13 protein-coding genes are annotated in these 17633 nt (G+C 73.1%); 7 read left to right on the top strand and 6 right to left on the bottom strand.

All coding sequences use genetic code 11. The features are described from left to right. Positions 1 to 87: 87 nt before the first annotated feature. The 3 genes from ACQ614_RS16905 to acs all read right to left on the bottom strand — a co-directional run bounded on the left by ACQ614_RS16905 (position 88) and on the right by acs (position 4532). Positions 88 to 549, bottom strand: a complete 462-nt coding sequence (locus tag ACQ614_RS16905) for a phage holin family protein (protein ID WP_431679394.1) — start codon at positions 547 to 549, stop codon at positions 88 to 90. Between the two features lie 115 nt (positions 550 to 664). Then, a complete protein-coding gene (nhaA, locus tag ACQ614_RS16900; RefSeq protein ID WP_431679393.1) occupies positions 665 to 1978 on the bottom strand; it encodes a Na+/H+ antiporter NhaA in 1314 nt (437 codons plus the stop codon). Between the two features lie 598 nt (positions 1979 to 2576). After that, a complete protein-coding gene (acs, locus tag ACQ614_RS16895) occupies positions 2577 to 4532 on the bottom strand; it encodes an acetate--CoA ligase (protein ID WP_363490496.1) in 1956 nt (651 codons plus the stop codon). A gap of 648 nt (positions 4533 to 5180) precedes the next feature. Here acs and ACQ614_RS16890 point away from each other — a divergent pair. Beyond that, positions 5181 to 5645 carry a hypothetical protein gene (locus ACQ614_RS16890; RefSeq protein ID WP_431679392.1) on the top strand — a complete coding sequence of 155 codons (465 nt, stop codon included), beginning with the start codon at positions 5181 to 5183 and terminating at the stop codon, positions 5643 to 5645. A 138-nt stretch (positions 5646 to 5783) separates the two neighbouring features. Here the strand turns inward: ACQ614_RS16890 and ACQ614_RS16885 are convergent, their stop codons facing one another. Beyond that, complete coding sequence (locus ACQ614_RS16885) at positions 5784 to 8156, bottom strand: SulP family inorganic anion transporter (RefSeq protein ID WP_431679391.1); 2373 nt, start codon at positions 8154 to 8156, stop codon at positions 5784 to 5786. Positions 8157 to 8514: 358 nt separating this feature from the next. Then, positions 8515 to 9513, bottom strand: a complete 999-nt coding sequence (locus ACQ614_RS16880) for an ATP-binding protein (RefSeq protein WP_431679390.1) — start codon at positions 9511 to 9513, stop codon at positions 8515 to 8517. 189 nt (positions 9514 to 9702) lie between these two features. Here ACQ614_RS16880 and ACQ614_RS16875 point away from each other — a divergent pair, with 189 nt between their 5' ends. Further along, positions 9703 to 10584 carry an oxidoreductase gene (locus tag ACQ614_RS16875; RefSeq protein ID WP_431679389.1) on the top strand — a complete coding sequence of 294 codons (882 nt, stop codon included), beginning with the start codon at positions 9703 to 9705 and terminating at the stop codon, positions 10582 to 10584. A gap of 371 nt (positions 10585 to 10955) precedes the next feature. Here ACQ614_RS16875 and ACQ614_RS16870 read toward each other — a convergent pair whose 3' ends face one another. Then, a complete protein-coding gene (locus tag ACQ614_RS16870) occupies positions 10956 to 11954 on the bottom strand; it encodes an HAD family hydrolase (protein ID WP_431679388.1) in 999 nt (332 codons plus the stop codon). Between the two features lie 634 nt (positions 11955 to 12588). Here ACQ614_RS16870 and ssd point away from each other — a divergent pair. From ssd to ACQ614_RS16845, 5 genes are all read left to right on the top strand, one after another. After that, positions 12589 to 13701, top strand: coding sequence for a septum site-determining protein Ssd (gene ssd / locus ACQ614_RS16865; protein ID WP_431679387.1), 1113 nt, complete (start codon positions 12589 to 12591; stop codon positions 13699 to 13701). Positions 13702 to 13868: 167 nt separating this feature from the next. Further along, positions 13869 to 15095, top strand: a complete 1227-nt coding sequence (locus tag ACQ614_RS16860) for a TadA family conjugal transfer-associated ATPase (RefSeq protein ID WP_431683945.1) — start codon at positions 13869 to 13871, stop codon at positions 15093 to 15095. 163 nt (positions 15096 to 15258) lie between these two features. After that, positions 15259 to 16281, top strand: coding sequence for a type II secretion system F family protein (locus ACQ614_RS16855; RefSeq protein WP_431679386.1), 1023 nt, complete (start codon positions 15259 to 15261; stop codon positions 16279 to 16281). 251 nt (positions 16282 to 16532) lie between these two features. Next, on the top strand, positions 16533 to 17159 hold the full coding sequence (locus ACQ614_RS16850; protein ID WP_431679385.1) for a type II secretion system F family protein: 627 nt from the start codon (positions 16533 to 16535) through the stop codon (positions 17157 to 17159). 61 nt (positions 17160 to 17220) lie between these two features. Next, positions 17221 to 17622, top strand: coding sequence for a DUF4244 domain-containing protein (locus ACQ614_RS16845; RefSeq protein ID WP_431679384.1), 402 nt, complete (start codon positions 17221 to 17223; stop codon positions 17620 to 17622). The last annotated feature ends 11 nt before the right edge of the window (positions 17623 to 17633 follow it).

Below are 17633 nucleotides of genomic sequence, written 5' to 3'. Positions count from 1 at the left end.
GTGCTACGAACACGTCTCCGGCACTCGTGCCGCTTCGCAACGATCCGGTACGGGCGGCCGCCGCAGGGTCCGGCGGGCGCCGGCTCGTCAGGAGATCCGGCCGAGCGCCCGGTCGATCTCCTCCTTGGTGGCCGGCCGCGGGCGTGCGTTCTTCAGCACGTCGGCGGTCGCCTGGGCACCCTCGATCGTCCGGTGCGGCTTCTCGATCTTCTTGAACGAGCGCATCGCCAGCAGGCCGAGCAGGCCGGCCAGCAGCAGGTAGGCGCCGCCCACGATCAGGAACGACCAGCCCAGGGTCAGCCCGAGCGCCTGCAGGCCGTAGGCCGCGGCGAAGCTGAGCATCGGGACGGACGCGAGCGCCACCACGCCGGCGACCGAGAAGGAGGCGCCGCCGGCGACCCCGCGCTTGACGTCGGCCCGGATCTCCGCCTTGGCCAGCGCGATCTCGTCGTGCACCAGGGCGGAGAGGTCGGTGGTTGCCGCCGCGAACAGCTCGCCGATGGAACGCTCGCCCTCGTACGGGGCCCGGCCTGCGGTTCCTGCGGACATCGGCGGTTCTCCTTCGCGGCGGCTGCACTCGGTCGACAGCTCAGCATCATGCCTCCCCCGCATGCCCGCACACCACTCCGGCCCCCTATCCGGCGGCGTGTCAGGAGACAGCGCGTCAGTTGGGGCGCCCGTACACGTCCGGAATGCCGTCCTGGTCGGAGTCCGCGTTCTCCTCCTCGTACAGCAGGCGGTAGTGCCGGGTCCGCAGCTTCAGCAGGACGGTCGCGAACACCGCGCACAGCACCGAAGCGGTCAGCACCGCGGCCTTGGACTTCTCCGCCAGCAGGTGGTCGTCCGGGAAGGCCAGCTCGCTGATCAGCAGGGACACCGTGAAGCCGATGCCGGCCAGGGTGGACAGCGCGAAGACGTCGCCCCAGCCGAGCTGCGGATTGAGCTCGGCCCGGGTGTAGCGCGCCGCCAGCCACGTCCCGCCGAACACCCCGACCGTCTTGCCGGCCACCAGGCCGAGCACCACACCGAGCGGAGTGGCCTGCGAGAACACCTCGCCGAGCGCCTTTCCGGAGATCGTCACCCCGGCCGCGAACAGGGCGAACAGCGGCACCGCGAAACCGGCCGACAGCGGCCGCACCTGGTGCTCGATGTGCTCGCCGGGGGAGTGCTCCTCGCCCGGCCGTGTGTGGCAGCGCAGCAGCAGCCCCATCGCCACGCCCGCCACCGTGGCGTGCACGCCGCTCTCGTGCATCAGCGCCCAGATCACCAGCGCCAACGGCACGTACAGGTACCAGCCGTGGACGTCCCGGCGGTGCAGGAACCAGAACAGCACCAGGCCGGCCAGGGACAGCCCCAGCGCCCAGAACTTGATGCCGGAGGTGTAGAAGACCGCGATGATCAGGATCGCGATCAGGTCGTCGACCACGGCCAGTGTCAGCAGGAAGGCGCGCAGCGCCGAAGGGAGCTGACTACCCACCACGGCCAGCACGCCCAGTGCGAAGGCGATGTCGGTGGCGGTCGGGATCGCCCAGCCGTCGGTGTGGCCGCCCGGCCCGAGGTTGACGGCGGTGAAGACGACCGCCGGCAGCACGACACCGCTCACCGCCGCCGCCACCGGCAGCACCGCTGCGCTCGGCGAGCGCAGCTCGCCCGCCGTGAACTCCCGCTTGAGCTCGATCCCCGCGACGAAGAAGAAGATGGCCAGCAGGCCGTCCGCGGCCCACTCCTCGACGGTGAGGTCCAGGTGCAGCGGCTTGGACGGGCCGAGGGTGTACTCGATGACCTCCTCGTACGAGCCCGGCCAGACATTGGCCCAGACGAGCGCCGCGACCGCGGCGACTAGGAGCAGGACACCGCCGACTGTCTCGGTGCGCAGGGCGTCCAGGATGATCCGGCGCTCGGGCAGCGGCAGCAGGCCGAGGAAGACACGGCGCTGCGCGGGTACGGGCGGCTGGTCGGATGCGGACGGCCTGGCCACGGCGGGACCTCCTGGGGCGGGGCGGACGGTCTCCCGTGCGGGGACACCGGTGTGCAGTGCCGACCAGACTTCCCGGCGCGCCTCGGAGTTGCGTTGTGCCCCTGCATCCTATGGGGCCCGCGATTGCTGCTTCCTCGTCCGGTTGCTTGTCGGTTCGGCGGAGGGGCCGACAGGCCCCGCGCGGGGGCGGTGCACGGGTCGGGCGCAGTCTACGTGCGCGGCTTTCGCGACCGGCGCGACGCGACCGGCACTTGCCGCCGTGTCGGCGAGGGCCCCTCGGACGGTCTGCGACCGGATGCGTGAACGGAGGTCCGTCCTTATGGTCGGCTCGTGCGCCCGCCCGGGACACCGCACCCGTACGGACGGAGGGCACGGGCCACCCGACCACGCGGCGCCGCTTCGTACGGACCGCCTACGAGACGCTGCTGCTGCGGGACGGCTGCTCGGGAGCGTCCGGCGCCGTGCTCGGAGCGTCCGACGCTTGTGCGGTGCGCCCGGCCCTGTTGTGCAACGCCGCGGCCGTCCGGCCGCCCCTGGATTTCGGGGCGGCCGGACGGCCGTTGTCTGCCTGCCCTGCGGGCGGGGTTCCTGCCGGTGGTCAGTCCTCGCTGGAGGCGGTGGGCAGCTGGGCCTGGATGAGGCTCATCACCGAGGAGTCGGCGAGGGTGGTGACGTCACCGATCTCGCGGTTCTCGGCGACGTCGCGGAGCAGGCGGCGCATGATCTTGCCGGAACGGGTCTTCGGGAGCTCGTTGACGACCAGGACGCGCTTGGGCTTGGCGATCGGGCCCAGGGTGCGGCCCACGTGCCCGCGCAGGTCCTCGACCAGGGCGTCCGTGACCTCGGCGGTGCCGCGCAGGATGACGAACGCGACGATGGCCTGCCCGGTGGTGGCGTCGGCGGCGCCGACGACCGCGGACTCGGCCACCGCCGGGTGCGAGACCAGCGCGGACTCGACCTCGGTGGTGGAGATGTTGTGCCCGGAGACGAGCATGACGTCGTCGACCCGGCCGAGCAGCCAGATGTCGCCGTCCTCGTCCTTCTTCGCGCCGTCGCCGGCGAAGTAGCGGCCCTCGAAGCGGGACCAGTAGGTGTCGATGTAGCGCTGGTCGTCGCCCCACACGGTGCGGAGCATGGACGGCCACGGCTCGGTGAGCACCAGGTAGCCGCCGGAGCCGTCCGGGACCTCGTTGGCCTCGTCGTCGACGACGGTCGCCGCGATGCCGGGCAGCGCGCGCTGCGCGGAGCCGGGCTTGGTCTCGGTGACGCCCGGCAGCGGGCTGATCATGATGGCGCCGGTCTCGGTCTGCCACCAGGTGTCCACGATCGGGCAGCGGCCGCCGCCGATGTGATCGCGGTACCAGACCCATGCCTCGGGGTTGATCGGCTCGCCGACGCTGCCCAGCACCCGGAGGCTGGACAGGTCGAACTTGGCGGGGATGTCGTCGCCCCACTTCATGAAGGTGCGGATCGCGGTCGGCGCGGTGTACAGGATGGTGACGCCGTACTTCTGCACGATCTCCCAGAAGCGGCCCTGGTGCGGGGTGTCCGGGGTGCCCTCGTAGATGACCTGGGTGGCGCCGTTGGCGAGCGGCCCGTACACGATGTACGAGTGGCCGGTGACCCAGCCGATGTCGGCGGTGCACCAGTACACGTCCGACTCCGGCTTGAGGTCGAAGACGGCGTGGTGGGTGTAGCTGGCCTGGGTGAGGTAGCCGCCGGTGGTGTGCAGGATGCCCTTGGGCTTACCGGTGGTGCCGGAGGTGTAGAGGATGAACAGAGGGTGCTCGGCGTCGTGCGCCTCGGCGGTGTGCTCGGCGGACTGGCGGTCGACGACGTCGTGCCACCACACGTCGCGGCCCTCGGTGAAGGCGGTGTCCTGGCCGGTGCGGCGGACCACCAGGACGTGCTCGACGCCCGGGCAGCGGGTCAGGGCCTCGTCGATGGCGGGCTTGAGGGCGGACGGCTTGCCGCGGCGGTGGCCGCCGTCGGCGGTGATGACGAGCTTGGCGTCGGCGTCCTGGATACGGGAGGCGACGGCGTCGGCTGAGAAACCGCCGAAGACGACGGAGTGGGTGGCGCCGATCCGGGCGCACGCCAGCATCGAGACCACGGCCTCGGGGATCATCGGCAGGTAGATCGCGACGCGGTCGCCCTTGGCCACGCCGAGCTCGAGGAGGGCGTTCGCCGCCCGGCTGACCTCGTCCTTGAGCTGGGCGTAGGTGATGGTGCGGGTGTCGCCGCCCTCGCCCTCGAAGTGGATGGCGACGCGCTCGCCGCGGCCGGCCTCCACGTGCCGGTCGACGCAGTTGTGGGCGACGTTCAGCCGGCCGTCGGCGAACCACTTCGCGAACGGGGCGTTGCTCCAGTCCAGGGTCTCGGTCGGCTCGACGGCCCAGTCGAGGCGGCGGGCCTGCTCGGCCCAGAACGCGAGCCGGTCCTGCGAGGCCTGCCGGTAGGCGTCCGCGGTCACGTTGGCCGCCGCCGCGAGCCCTGCGGGCGGCGCGAAACGGCGCTCCTCCTTGAGCAGATTGGCCAGGCTCTCGTTGCTCAACGCGCACTCCTCATCGAGTCTCATCTGCCGGGTGATCCCATGCGGTGGGATTGTCCCGTGTGTCCCATGACACAGCTCACCAGGCGAACGGGTGTGTTGACAAGAGCCTCCCGAGAATTGGTGTAGACCTTTGCTCGGCTTCCTGTGCCTGACCGCCGGAGCCCGGCCACCGGAACCCGACCGCCGGAGCCCGTTGCCGGCGCCCGCTCCCGGTCGGCACTTCCGGTCGGCACTCCCGTGGTCGTGCCGTCGCCTGTCCGCCCTGAGGTGTCTGCGAGGGTGGCTGCAGGGGGCGCGCGCAGACATCCGCACACCTGTCCGAGGTGAGAGAAGTGTGCGGAGATGGGTGGAATTGCGCCACGTGGGGCACACCCACTTGGCAGGGCCGTCGTAGTGCGTCGGGCAAGGTCCTGCGGGGTTCCGCGCGATGCCGGCAGCCGTGTGCGAACCGGAGGACTCCTGGTGCAGGAGTACTTGACGACCCGACGCATCGGTACTCCACTGACCAGGCGGGCCTGCGGCGCAGCCGCAGGCCCGACCAACGGCGCATCTCGTGCGGCGGAGGTTCGAGTCATGCAGACACCTCCCTCTTCCTCTTCGTCCCACCCCTCGGCTCCGCGCCTTCCCGGGGATTTCGCAGTCGTCCGGATGGACGGCCACGTCGGCCGGCTCATCCGGGTCGGCCAGTGGCTCAACGGCGACGGATTCGCCGACTACGAGCACGCCTTCGTCTATGTCGGCGGCGGTGAGCTGGTCGAGGCGCAGCCCGGCGGAGCCGAACTGCGCCCCCTCTCCGTGTACGACAGGAGGTCCGCGCTCTGGTCCTCCGGCAGGTACGACCTGACGGACGCCCAGCGGGCGGCCATCGTCGCGGCCGCCCGCGGATACGTGGGCGTCGGGTACAGCGTGGCCGACTACTTCGCGCTGGCGGCGCACCGCTTCCGTCTGCCGGTCGGCCCGCTCATCAAGAACTATGTGGCCAGCAGCCGCCACATGATCTGCTCCCAGCTCGTCGACCAGTGCTATCTGGATGCCGGCGTCCACCTGTTCTCGGACGGCCGGTGGCCCGGGTACGTGACACCGGCGGACCTCGCAGGTCTGCTGCTGTCCTGACGGCGGGTCGGCCGGCTCCCCCGGGCTCCTGGTGCTTCTGGGCCCTCCGGCGGGTCGGCCTTGCCCGGGCGGCCCGAGGAAGCTGGTCGGCCCGGGGCCGCCTTCCGTCGTCGGCGCGGGTGGCCCCGGGCCGGGATGTCAGGCCGTCACCGGTGTCCGTTCCGGGAGCGGTTCGCGGTGCACCTCGGCACCCACCGGGGTGAAGCGGCCGCTCGGGCCGTCCAGGACGTAGGCCTGTGCGGTGGCGAAGTCGAAGTACATGCCGACCAGTCGCAGGGTCCCGGCGGCGACGCGGCGTTCGACGGCGGGATTGGCGAGCAGTTGGTCCAGTTGCTGCACCACGTTGGTGATGCAGAGCTCCTCCACCGGGTCGGCGGCCGGGCGGTCGCCGAAGCGGGCCGGTGCGCGCATGGACCGGGCCAGTGAGCCGCGGCCGTTGCGCAGCCAGCGGGCGAGCGGCGTCGGTGTCCCGGGTTGCTCGTGGATGCCGTCCAGCAGGGCCTTCATCGCCCCGCACCCGGAGTGACCGCAGACCGTGATGGAGCGGACCTCCAGGACCTCGACGGCGTACTGCACCGCCGCGGCCACCGAGTCGTCGGCAGCCCCCGGCTCGTGGGGGGCCGGCACCAGGTTGCCGACGTTCCGCACGGTGAACAGGTCGCCGGGGCCACTGCTGGTGATCATGCTGGTGACCATCCGGGAGTCGGCGCAGGTCAGGAAGAGCTGTGACGGTGCCTGGCCCTCCCTCGCGAGTCGTGCCAGCTCCTGCCGGACCAGTGGTGCGGTGTGCTCCTGGAAGCCGCGAACCCCGTCGAGCAGGCGCCCGTGCACGTCGTCGCCGTCCGGTTCGATGCTGTGGTGGCCCATCCACGGTGTCCAGGCACGGAACTGCTGGGACCCGGCGCCCGGGTCGGGGTGGAGGGTGCCGTCCGGGTCGAGGACCGCCTCCTGGCTGCGCGCTTCGGTGACCATGGCGACCCGTCCGCCGGCGGCCTGGTACATGGCCCGCCAGGTATGCAGCGCCTCGTAGGCGGCGTGGTCGAGGAACGAGCCGTCGTGGTGGACGGTGACCGCGGCACCCGGCGGGATCTGCGCGAGGGTGCGGCTGAGCCGGGGCACTGTGGCGAAGGTGAGCGGCCCGTGCGTGCGCACGTGGTGGGTGCCGTCGGGGTCGGCGGTCACGTCGACACGGGCGCGGGTCAGCCGGTACAGGGCGAGGAGCGCGGCGACCGTGCCGCCGAGTGCCACTCCGAGCGGGACGCCCAGGGCGACCACGCCGAGGACGGTGCCCAGGTAGACCGGGAACTCCCGGTGCCGGTGGACGCGCCGGATGTGGGCGAAACTGACCATCTGGATGCCCACCACGAGGACCAGTGCGGCCAGTGCGGCGAGGGGGATGCGGCTCAGCCCGCCGGCCAGGGCCAGTGCGGCCAGCACCACCCAGCAGCCGTGCAGGACGGCGGACCAGCGGGAGACGGCGCCGGCCTGCACGTTGGCCGTGCTGCGGACCGCGCCGCCGGCCACCGGCAGCCCGCCGAGCACCCCGGAGAAGAGGTTGGCGAGACCCTGCCCGCGCAGTTCGCGGTCCAGGTCGCTGGTGGTGTGGGTCATCCGGTCGACGGCGACCGAGGACAGCAGGGACTCCACACTCGCCACGGCGGTGACCGTCAGGGCCACGGCGAGCAGGGCCGGCCAGTGGTCGGCGAGCAGACGGCCCGTCGGTGCGGCCGCCAGCGCGTGGTGCTGCCAGCCGGGCAGTTCGACCCGGGCCAGCTGCAGGCCCAGCCCGAGGGAGAGGAGCGTGCCGGCGGCGACGGCGACCAGTGCCGACGGCAGCCGGGAGAGCCGTGCGCCGACCCGGCCGGCGGTGCCGGGCAGCCGGCCGAGGCGCGGCCAGCAGAAGAGCACCGAGACCGCGAGTGCCCCGACGGCCAGCGCCGGGAGGTGCGGGCCCGCGAGCTGGCCGGGCAGCGCGAGCAGATTGGCCAGCGCCGAACTCTGCGGGGAGCCGCCCAGGACCACGTGGAGCTGGGCGAGGGCGATGGTGAGGCCGACACCGGCGAGCATGCCGTGCACGATCGCGGGCGAGACGGCGAGCGCCGCCCGTGCGACCCGCAGCGAGCCGAGCAGCAGTTGCAGCAGGCCCGCGGCGACGGTGACGGCGCAGGCGATCCGCCAGCCGTACTGCGCCACGACGCCCGCGGTGATGACGGTGAGGGCGGCGGACGGGCCGCTCACCTGGAGCGGGGTGCCGCCGAGTAGGCCGGCGACCAGGCCGCCGGCGGCGGCTGCCACGAGGCCCGCGGTCAGCGGCGCGCCGGTGGCGAGGGCGATGCCGAGCGAGAACGGCACCGCGATGAGGAACACGGCCAGCGAGGCCGGCAGGTCGTGGAGGAGAACGGTGCGGCCTCGGCCGCGCGGCTTCCTCGGCGGGAGCGTCCGACCGGACGCCGGCGGCGCGTGGTCGGTGGTGTCGGAGGCGATGGGTGCGGAGGAGATGTCGAGGGTCATGGTGTCCCGTCTTTCCGGGGGAACGTACGCAGTCAGGTCCGGCGGTCGTGCATGTCAGCGGATCGGCTGTCGTTGATCGCGACGGTTTGGCGGGATGGTGTGGGCGCGGCGGCTGTCCCGCGGGGCCCAAGGACCATCAGTCCGGTCTACCAAGACTCGGTAAACCGAGAGTAATGGAATCTTTGCACAGCGTGAATACGAACGACAGGCCGGAGCGTTGGATTCACCTTTACGGGTGGAGGCTGCCCCGGCCGGGAACCCGATCGCCGGAAGGGCCGGCGAACACCCAGGTCAAGGGGGTGTCCGCCGGCCCTTCCGGCGATGTGGCGGCCGCGGTACGCGGCCGGGGCGGCAGGGCTCAGGCGCGGGCGGCGCCCAGGCCCGCACCGGCGCCCCGGAGGCCGAGGACGAAGTCGTGGTCGACCTGGGTCGCGAGGTCGTGGCCGACCTTGGCATTGCCCCAGCTCTCCGCGTTGCGGAGATGGAAGTGGACGGCCTGTGCGGTGTACTTCTCGGCGTCGCGCAGCGCGAAGGAGGCGTCGGCCTCGGCCTCGAGGTCGTCCAGGACGGCACGGTTGGCCGGCTCCAGGGCGCTGAGCGCGGGCTCGGCCCCCTGCTCCAGCTTCCGCACCCAGTCGGAGTGCCCGAAGGAGGTCAGCAGGTCGTCCCCGACCTCCCGGCGGAGGAAGGCGAGGTCGTCCGCGCCCTGCACCTTGTTGCCGACGACCCGGAGGGTGACGCCGAAGTCCCGCGCGTACTCCTTGTACTGGCGGTAGACCGAGATGCCCTTGCGGGTCGGCTCGGCCACCAGGAAGGTCAGGTCGAAGCGGGTGAACAGGCCGGAGGCGAAGGAGTCCGAGCCCGCGGTCATGTCGGTGACGACGTACTCGTCGCGGCCGTCGACCAGGTGGTTGAGCAGCAGTTCGACCGCGCCGACCTTGGAGTGGTAGCACGCGACCCCGAGATCCTCCTCGGTGAAGGCTCCGGTCGCCAGCAGCCGGACGGAGCCCTCGTCGAGCGCGATCGGCCGGGCGCACGCGGCGTACACCGGGTTTTCCTCGACGATCCTCAGCAGTCGCGAACCCCGGCCGGGGGGAGTGGTTTTGATCATCTCGTCGGCAGAGCGGATCAGCGGGTTGTCGCCCCGCAGGTACTCCTTGATCTCGGGCAGGTGGGCGCCGAGGGCAGGCAGGGCGGACGCCTGTTCGTCCGTCAGCCCCAGCGCCGGGCCGAGGTGTTGGTTGATGTCGGCGTCGACGGCGATGACGGGCCGGCCTGCGGCGGCCAGGTGGCGGATGAACAGCGCGGACAGCGTGGTCTTGCCGCTGCCGCCCTTGCCGACGAAGGCGATCTTCATCTGGGACTCCGGCTCTCACTGCGGCGGTCGGTGCCGCCGAAGGATGTTGGAAATCGTTATCGTCACCGATAGCCGTCATGCTAGCGGGGGTTTGGCGTGCGGCACATAAGGGAACTGCGGATTGCCTCGATCGGGTGATGCCGGGGTTGCTGTGAGGGGGGTGAAGGGTGGGTCACTACCCTCGGGTAGGTGAGCACTGGAACTGATTCCCTCGCCTCGCTGGCCGATCTGCCCGGGGTGCCCGAGGCCGTCGCCGAGGTGCGCAAGTCCGTCGACCGCCTCTACGGCCACCGCGTGATGCGCCGGCGTGCCGCCGAGGTGACCTCCGAGGCGGCGCTCCGCGGCGCCCGGGCCTCCGCAGCCCTGGACGGCGCCGACTGGTCCCTCGAGGAGATCCGGCGCCGCACCGACTTCGGCGGTGACGAGCAGGCGCGCACCGTCGGCGGCGCGCTCCGGATCTCGGCCGACGCAGGTCAGCTGCTCGGCATCTGGCGGCATTCGCCGCTGCAGGTCCTGGCCAGGCTGCACCTTCTGGCGGTCGGTGACGCCGATCCTTCGGCCGGGCGGCCGCGCCGCACCGGCGAGGACGCCTCCCCGCTCTTCCCGATCGACCTGGCCGCCTCGGAGGGGCACGAGAAGCCGACCGAGGGCGTACAGCTGCCGCCTGCGCCGGGCGCGGACGAGGCGGCCGCGAGCCTCGACCAGCTGGCGCAGCTGCTGGTGGCCCGGGCCGAGGGTGCCAAGAGCGCCACGCCCGCGCTGGTGGTGGCGGCGGTGGTGCACGGCGAGCTGCTCGCCCTGCGCCCCTTCGCGTCCCACAACGGGGTGATCGCGCGTGCCGCGCAGCGCATCGTCCTGATCTCCGAGGGCCTGGACCCGAAGGCGATCTGCCCCGCCGAGGTCGGGCTCGCCGAACTCGGCACCGCTGCCTACCGGGATGCCCTGGGCGGATACCTGAGCGGCACCGGTGAGGGCATGGCCCGCTGGATCGGCCATTGCGGTGAGGCGCTGCGGCTCGGCGTGCGGGAGAGCACCGCCGTCTGCGAGGCGATGCAGCGCGGCATGGTCTGACCGGCCTGCCGGTCGTGGACGCGGGCGTGCCGCGGACGCGGACACACAGATGCGGCGGCACCTGATCCTGCTCGGTGCCGCCGCTGGCACAGGTGCCGGGTTACCAAGCATGCACCGGAAGTGCCCATCAGGTGGGGATCTGGCCCGTTCACCTGGTGCGGCGGCCCGTCAGCGGGTCGGCTGCATGTGGGTGCCCAGCTATCTGTACGCGGTCCGTGGGCCTGAACTGCGTTGTCGGAACGACCCCTTCAGGGTCCTGACCGGGTCTCGCGGGCCGTAAGTCCTTTCTATCGCGGATCGCTGCAAAGCGGAACCCGAAACAAGAACTTTTTCCCGATTGTCCGATATGGCGCCAGGTGTCCGGGAGGCGGTCAGGCCGCGGGTCGTCGCCGCTTCGCCGAGTACCAGAACAGGCCCGCGGTGATCGCGGCCGTGCCGAGTGCCACGGCGAGCAGGACGGGCCGGCTGGGGGCGGAGAACTCCGGTAGCCGGCTGTGGAGTTCGACCGGCCGGTTGAACACCAGCACCGGCCACTCGCGGGCCGCGGCCTCCTTGCGCAGCGCCCGGTCCGGGTTCACCGCGGAGGGGTGCCCGACCGCCTCCAGGAGCGGGAGGTCGGTGGAGGAGTCGCTGTACGCGTAGCTGGCCGCGAGGTCGTAGCCCTGCTCCGCGGCGAGTTCGCGGATCGCCGCAGCCTTGTTCTCGGCGTAGGCGTAGTAGTCGATCTCGCCCGTGTAGCAGCCGTTCTCGACCTTGAGGCGCGTCGCGATCACATGGTCGGCCCCGAGCAGCCGGCCGATCGGCTCGACCACCTCCGAGCCGGAGCTGCTGACGATCACCACGTCGCGTCCGGCCGCGTGGTGCTGCTCGATCAGCGATGCGGCCTCGTCGTAGATGATCGGGTCGATCAGCTCGTGCAGGGTCTCCGAGACGATCTCGCGGACCTGCTGGACGTTCCAGCCGCGCGTCAGCGCCGAGAGGTACTGGCGCATTTTCTCCATCTGGTCGTGGTCCGCGCCGCCGACCAGGAAGACGAACTGGGCGTAAGCGCTCTTCAGCACGGCCCGACGGTTGATCAGGCCGCCCTGGTAGAAGGGCCGGCTGAACGCCAGCGCGCTCGACTTGGCGATGATCGTCTTGTCCAGGTCGAAGAACGCGGCAGTGCGCGGCGCGCCGTACGCTCGAAGTGGAGCGGGTCGGTCGGCGTCCTCGGCCTCGGCGTCGTCCTCGGCCTCGGCGGCCGTCGGGTCCGCCTCGTCGGCCGGGTCGTTCGGCCGCTCGGCGGGTTCGGTCGGGGCTGCGCCCGGGGTGGCGGCGCGCGCGGAGTCGGGACCGCGGTCGACGGCGTCGGCGTTCTCGGTGGTGTCCACGGGACCGAGGATAGAGGGCGCGGCAAAACCCCCCGCCATTCGGCGTACTAGGTGGCGCGCGGGTTTGTGTTTCTGGCCGCTCGGGTACACCATGGAAGTCACGGATCGTTCGCGACCGTGCTAACCCGGTCCGGCTCCTCCCCCCCGAGTCGGGCCGTGGATAGACGACCCCCGCTCTCCCCCCCGGCGGGGGTCGTCGCACGTCCGGGCCCGTTTCCAGGGCCAGTTGACACGCCCGGTGGCCGTCCGGAACGGCTCGGTGACCACAGCTCCCGGCCGGCTTCCCCGCGTGCACCGCGAGCGCCATTCTGTCACTCAGGGTGACCGATTGATCGGAAATCACGATCCCCTTCCGGCGTGCTCGTGCTTCTCACGCGTCAATTCCGTGATGCATTGCCCCCCGGGCGAGTGAAGAAAGTTATCCACAGCCCCGAGTTCTCCACAGGGAATCGGCCGAGCAGCGGCGGAGCACCTCCGGACGGCCACTGTGGTCCCCGGGCCACCGACCGTCCGGCCGACCGGGCAGGGCGGCGGGCCCGTGAATCGACGCGTGCCGCGCGCCGTGTGCCGCACCGATTCGGACCACTCGGACACCGCCCCGGACCACCGGGCACCGCCCATGGGGGAGACCGCCATGTCGACACCCACCACCGATTCCCACCCGACGGACCACCCGGCGCCGGCCGGCCCGTTGATCGTCACCGCGGACGACGCCCTCGCCGACCACCTGACCCGGATCTGCGCCGCCGCCGGGGCGGAGCCGCACGTCGTCCGGACGGAACCGACACGCGCACGCTGGGAGAGCGCACCGCTCGTCCTCGTCGGCGACGACCTCGCCGAACGGTGCAGCGGCTTCCCCCGGCGCTCCGGAGTCCTCCTGCTCGGGCTGGACCTCGACGACGGCAGCGTCTGGGTACGGGCCGTCCGGCTCGGCGCCGAGCACGTCCTGTTCCTGCCGGACGCCCAGGCCTGGCTGCTCGACCGGATCGCCGACGCGGCCGAGGGCGTCGGGCCGCCCGCACTCACCGTCGGGGTGCTCGGCGGCAGGGGAGGCGCGGGCGCCTCGACACTCGCCTGCGCCCTCGCCGTGACCGCGGCACGGAACGGGCACCGCACCATGCTGGTCGATGCGGACCCGCTCGGCGGCGGGCTCGACGTCCTGCTCGGCGGTGAGACCGCCGAGGGGCTCCGCTGGCCCGACCTGGCCGGTTCCCGAGGGAGGGTCAGCGGAGCCGAACTGGCAAAGGCGCTGCCGGAGCTCCAGGGCCTCAGCGCGCTCTCCTGGGACCGCAGCGACTGCCTGACCATCCCGCCCGAGGCCATGCGCAGCGTTCTTGCCGCGGCCAGGCGCCGCGGCGGGCTGGTCGTCGTCGACCTGCCCCGGCACCTCGACCCCGCAGCGGCCCAGGCCCTCGAACAGATCGACACCGGATTGCTCGTGGTGCCCGCCGAGCTGCGGGCCCTGGCGGCCGCCGACCGGGTGGCCGCAGCAGCCCGGATGCGGCTGACCGACCTGCGGGCGGTGATCCGTGTCCCCGGTCCGGTGGGCCTCCCCGCCGCCGAGATCGCCAGGAATCTCCGGCTCGCCTTCGCCGGCGAGCTTCCGCCGGAGCCCGGCATCGGCCTCGACGTCGAACGGGGCATGCCGCCCGGCCTGCGCGAGCGGGGGCCGCTGGCCCGCTTCTGCAGCGGCTTCCTGCACGAGGTCATGCCGCCGGTGGCGGCCGCAGGCGGAGGTGCACTGTGACGGACCGTCTGCCGCGGCGGCGGCCCTCCGACGCCCTCCGGAACGAACCCGGGGAGATCCGCCGCTCGATCGGTGCCGGGTTCCGATTCGGCGCCCGGGGCGCCGTCCGACCGGCACCCGAGGCCGGGCACGGCGGCCACGGCAGGCGCCGCGCCCTCGTCGGAGGCATCGGTACCGCCGCACACGGCGCGGCCGACGGCGGGGGTACCGGGCCCGGCGCACTGGTCGACGCCGTGCGCCTCCACCTCGCCGAGTCCGGCGCGCTGCCGACCACCGGATCGGTGGCAGCCGCGCTGCGCGCCAACCGCCCCACCCTGGGCGGCGGCGACGTGCTCGACACGGTGCGCGCCATCCAGGCGGAACTCGTCGGGGCGGGCCCGCTCCACGAACTCCTCGACCGCCCCGATGTCACCGACGTCCTCGTCAACGGGCCTGACGAGGTGTGGATCGACTGCGGAAGCGGGCTCCGGCGGGTTCCCGAGGTCCGCTTCCCGGACGTGGAAGCCGTCCGGCGACTGGCCCACCGGCTGGCGACGGCAGCCGGACGCCGCCTCGACGACGCCATGCCCTGGGTCGACGCCCGCCTCCCGGACGGCACCCGACTGCACGCCGTGCTGCCGCCCATCGCCGCCGGCGGCTGCACCCACATCTCGCTGCGGATCTGCCGCGCCCGCCCGTTCACCCTGGACGAGCTCGCCGCCGGCGGAACGCTCAGCGGGGCCGGCGCCGACCTGCTCCGCGGTGTGCTGCGGGCCCGCCTCTCACTGCTGATCAGCGGCGGCACGGGCTCCGGAAAGACCACCCTGCTGGCAGCCCTGCTCGGCCTCGTCGGGCCGGAGGAACGCATCGTCATCGCCGAGGACTCGGCAGAGCTGCGGCCCGACCACGCCCACGTGGTACGCCTGCAGAGCCGACCCCCGAACCAGGAAGGGCTCGGCGAGCTGACCCTGCGGGACCTCGTCCGACAGGCGCTGCGCATGCGGCCCGACCGGCTCGTCGTCGGGGAGGTCCGCGGAGCCGAGGTCGTCGACCTGCTGGCGGCCCTGAACACCGGCCACGACGGCGGCTTCGGCACCGTCCACGCCAACGCGGCCGCCGACGTCCCGGCCCGCCTCGAAGCACTCGGATCGCTTGCCGGGCTGGACCGGCTCTCGCTCCACAGCCAACTGCGTGCCGCCGTCGACCTGGTCGTCCACCTCGCCCGCGACCCCGCGACCGGGCAGCGGAGGGTCACCGAACTGCACACCGTCGAGGGCGACCCGCGTGGCCTGGCCACCACCCGCCCCGCCGTTCTGTTCAGGCCCGGCGACCGCTGCGACACAGGCCCGGGCTGGGCCGGCCTGCAGCGCGCCTGCGCCGAGCGCGGCGTGACCCTCCCCGGGAGGCCGGAATGACGCTCCGCCAGTTGGAAGGGCTTTGGATGCTGGCGCTCTGCGGTGTCGCAGGGCTGGCCTGGTGGCTGCTGGAATCGGCCGTGACCAGAGCCGGGCACCGCCCCGAGCGCGATGCGGAACGTCCTGCGGACCGCACGCCGGAGCGCACCTCGCGGAGGCCGCGATGAACTGGCCGCAGGTGCAGGCTGCAGCAGCGTGCGGCGGCCTGCTGGCCGGCCTGGCGCTCGGCCGCTGCCACCGAGTGCGCGGCACCACCCGCGTCCGCAGGGTGCTCTGCCACCCGCCGAGGGGAGATGCGGCCGCAGCCCTCAGGAATGCGCTTGCCGCGGTACGCCGTGCTGCAGGGCCGGACACCGTATTGCGGCGCCTGCTGGTGCCCGAGCTGGCACTGCTGCCCGTCGGGCTCGCGGCAGGCCGGTCGGTCCATTCGGTGGTGCCCGTCCTTGCCGCTGCGGCCGGAGTCGTCCCGCTGCGCCGGTGGCGTCGCTGGCGCCGTACGGCCGGCGAGGCCGGTCGCCGAGCCGCCGCCGTGATCGAACTGTGTGCCGGCCTGGTCGGAGAGTTGCGCAGCGGAGCCACGCCGGAGCAGGCCCTGCAGGCCGTCGTCGCCCGGAGCAGCGCGCTCCGCCGCGACCTCGGCGCCGAAGCGGCCGCACGGCTCGCGGCGGCCCGCTACGGGGCCGACGTGCCGGCGGCCCTCCACCTGGTTGCCGAGCAACCCGGCGGTGGGGGTGCAGCAGCCGTCGCCGCCTGCTGGCAGGTGAGCTGCGACAGCGGCACCGGACTGGTGGTCGGGCTGGACCAGCTGGCCGACGCCCTGCGGGCCGAGCGGGCCCTGTCCGAGGAGGTCGCCGGCGAGCTGGCCGGATCGCGGACGACCATTGCGCTGCTGGCCGTTCTCCCGGCTTTCGGGCTGCTGCTCGGTGGCGCGCTCGGCGCGCATCCCCTGGCGATGCTGCTGCACACACCCGCCGGGCTTGCCTGCTTCACCGTCGGCGGGCTGCTGGAGGCAGCCGGCCTGATGTGGACGGCGAGGATCGTCCGGACGGCCGAGGACAGGCCCGAGCATCGTCCGCCGATGCCGGTGCACTCCTGCGGGCTGCGCCGCCGCCGGGGCGACCGCGAGGAGCCGATCGCCGAGGCGCGGCATCCGGCCCGCACCCCGCGGTCGGAGGTGGCGACATGATCGCCGTGTTGGCGGCAGTGCCGGTTGCTGCTTTTCTGCTCGTGGCACTGCCTGCCGCAACCGCCCGGCGGGAGGTACGGCGGCGCACGCAGCGGTGCCTGCCGCACCGACGGCCGCCCGGCCGGTCCCGGTCGCCGTACACCCGGCCGTCGCCCGACCCGCAGGCTCGTGGGCCGCACCGCCGGCCAGTACCCCGGGCGACCAGGCGCCGCCCACGGCGGTGCCTGCCCGCCCGGGCCTGGCTCGGCCCGGTGGCAGTCGCCCTTGCGACTGCGGCGGTGATGGGCGGCTCAGCAGGGCTGGTGGCCGGGGCGCTTGCCGGTGCCGCGGCCTACCGGTGGCTGCCGCGACCGGCCGGCGCTGTCGAACGGCGGGCCGCACTCGAGGAGGAGCGCCTGCTGCGGCAACTGCCGCTCGCCGCCGAACTGCTGGCGGCCTGTCTGGGATCGTCGTCCGCCCCCGGCCGGGCGGCCGCCGCGGTGGCTGCCGGGATCGACCCGCCGATGCGGGACCGGCTCGGCGCGGCCGCCGCGCAGCTCTCCCTCGGCGCTCCGCCGGAGCTCTGCTGGGAACGCCTCGGGGCGGACAGCCCCGCGCTGGCCCCGCTGGCGCGCTGCCTCGTCCGAACCAGCCTGAGCGGGGCGCCGCCGGCCGCCGCACTGAGCGGGCTGGCCCAGGCACAGCGGGCGGCGGCCGCGCGTGCCGCGCACGCCAGGGTGCGCCGGGTCCTGGCGACGGCCCCGCTCGGCGTGCTTCCTCCCGGCAGGGTGCGCCTGGCGACGGCCCCGCTCGGCCTGTGCTTCCTCCCGGCATTCGTCCTGATCGGCGTGGTGCCCGTGGTCATGGGCCTCGCCTCCCTGTACGCCCACCGGATCTGATCACTCGCCACATCGGGAGGGGGCCGTCCCCCGCCCGAGCTGTGTCCGAACCCGAAACCCCATGGAGTCCGACATGTGCCTGCCTGTTCTCCGCACTGCCCGCATCTCGTCCGCTTCCGCCGCTTCCGACCGGCCGGCCTCGGCCGGGGCATCCGGCACTGGTGATACCGGCATCCGTCCGGTGTTGCTCCCGGCCCGTCTTCCGGGCGCCGTTGTGTCGACCCGCTGCACGCTCGGGTTGCGTCGTCTTGCCGCCGCGCGCCGACGCCTCGCCCGAGAGCTCGCCGACCGGGTGCGCAGGGCCGCTGTCGGGCCGCCGGACGCGGGCATGACGACGGCCGAGTATGCGATCGGCACGGTCGCCGCCTGTGCGTTTGCGGCGATCCTCTACCGCGTGGTCACCAGCGGGGCGGTCTCCGGGGCGCTCGGCGAAATCCTCGATCGGGCTCTCCATGCGGTCTGAGCGCCGCCGCC

This window comes from Kitasatospora dryopteridis (genome assembly GCF_050749075.1).
GTDB lineage: Bacteria > Actinomycetota > Actinomycetes > Streptomycetales > Streptomycetaceae > Kitasatospora.
This window is presented reverse-complemented; position numbering and strand designations above follow the sequence as displayed.

Bases quoted from the DNA above. Each gene is read 5' to 3' on its own strand.
- ACQ614_RS16845 (WP_431679384.1), top strand. From the start codon at position 17,221: ATGGAGTCCGACATGTGCCTGCCTGTTCTCCGCACTGCCCGCATCTCG.
- ACQ614_RS16885 (WP_431679391.1), bottom strand. From the start codon at position 8,156: ATGACCCTCGACATCTCCTCCGCACCCATCGCCTCCGACACCACCGAC.
- ACQ614_RS16880 (WP_431679390.1), bottom strand. From the start codon at position 9,513: ATGAAGATCGCCTTCGTCGGCAAGGGCGGCAGCGGCAAGACCACGCTG.
- ACQ614_RS16890 (WP_431679392.1), top strand. From the start codon at position 5,181: ATGGACGGCCACGTCGGCCGGCTCATCCGGGTCGGCCAGTGGCTCAAC.
- ACQ614_RS16855 (WP_431679386.1), top strand. From the start codon at position 15,259: ATGAACTGGCCGCAGGTGCAGGCTGCAGCAGCGTGCGGCGGCCTGCTG.
- ACQ614_RS16905 (WP_431679394.1), bottom strand. From the start codon at position 549: ATGTCCGCAGGAACCGCAGGCCGGGCCCCGTACGAGGGCGAGCGTTCC.
- ssd (WP_431679387.1), top strand. From the start codon at position 12,589: ATGTCGACACCCACCACCGATTCCCACCCGACGGACCACCCGGCGCCG.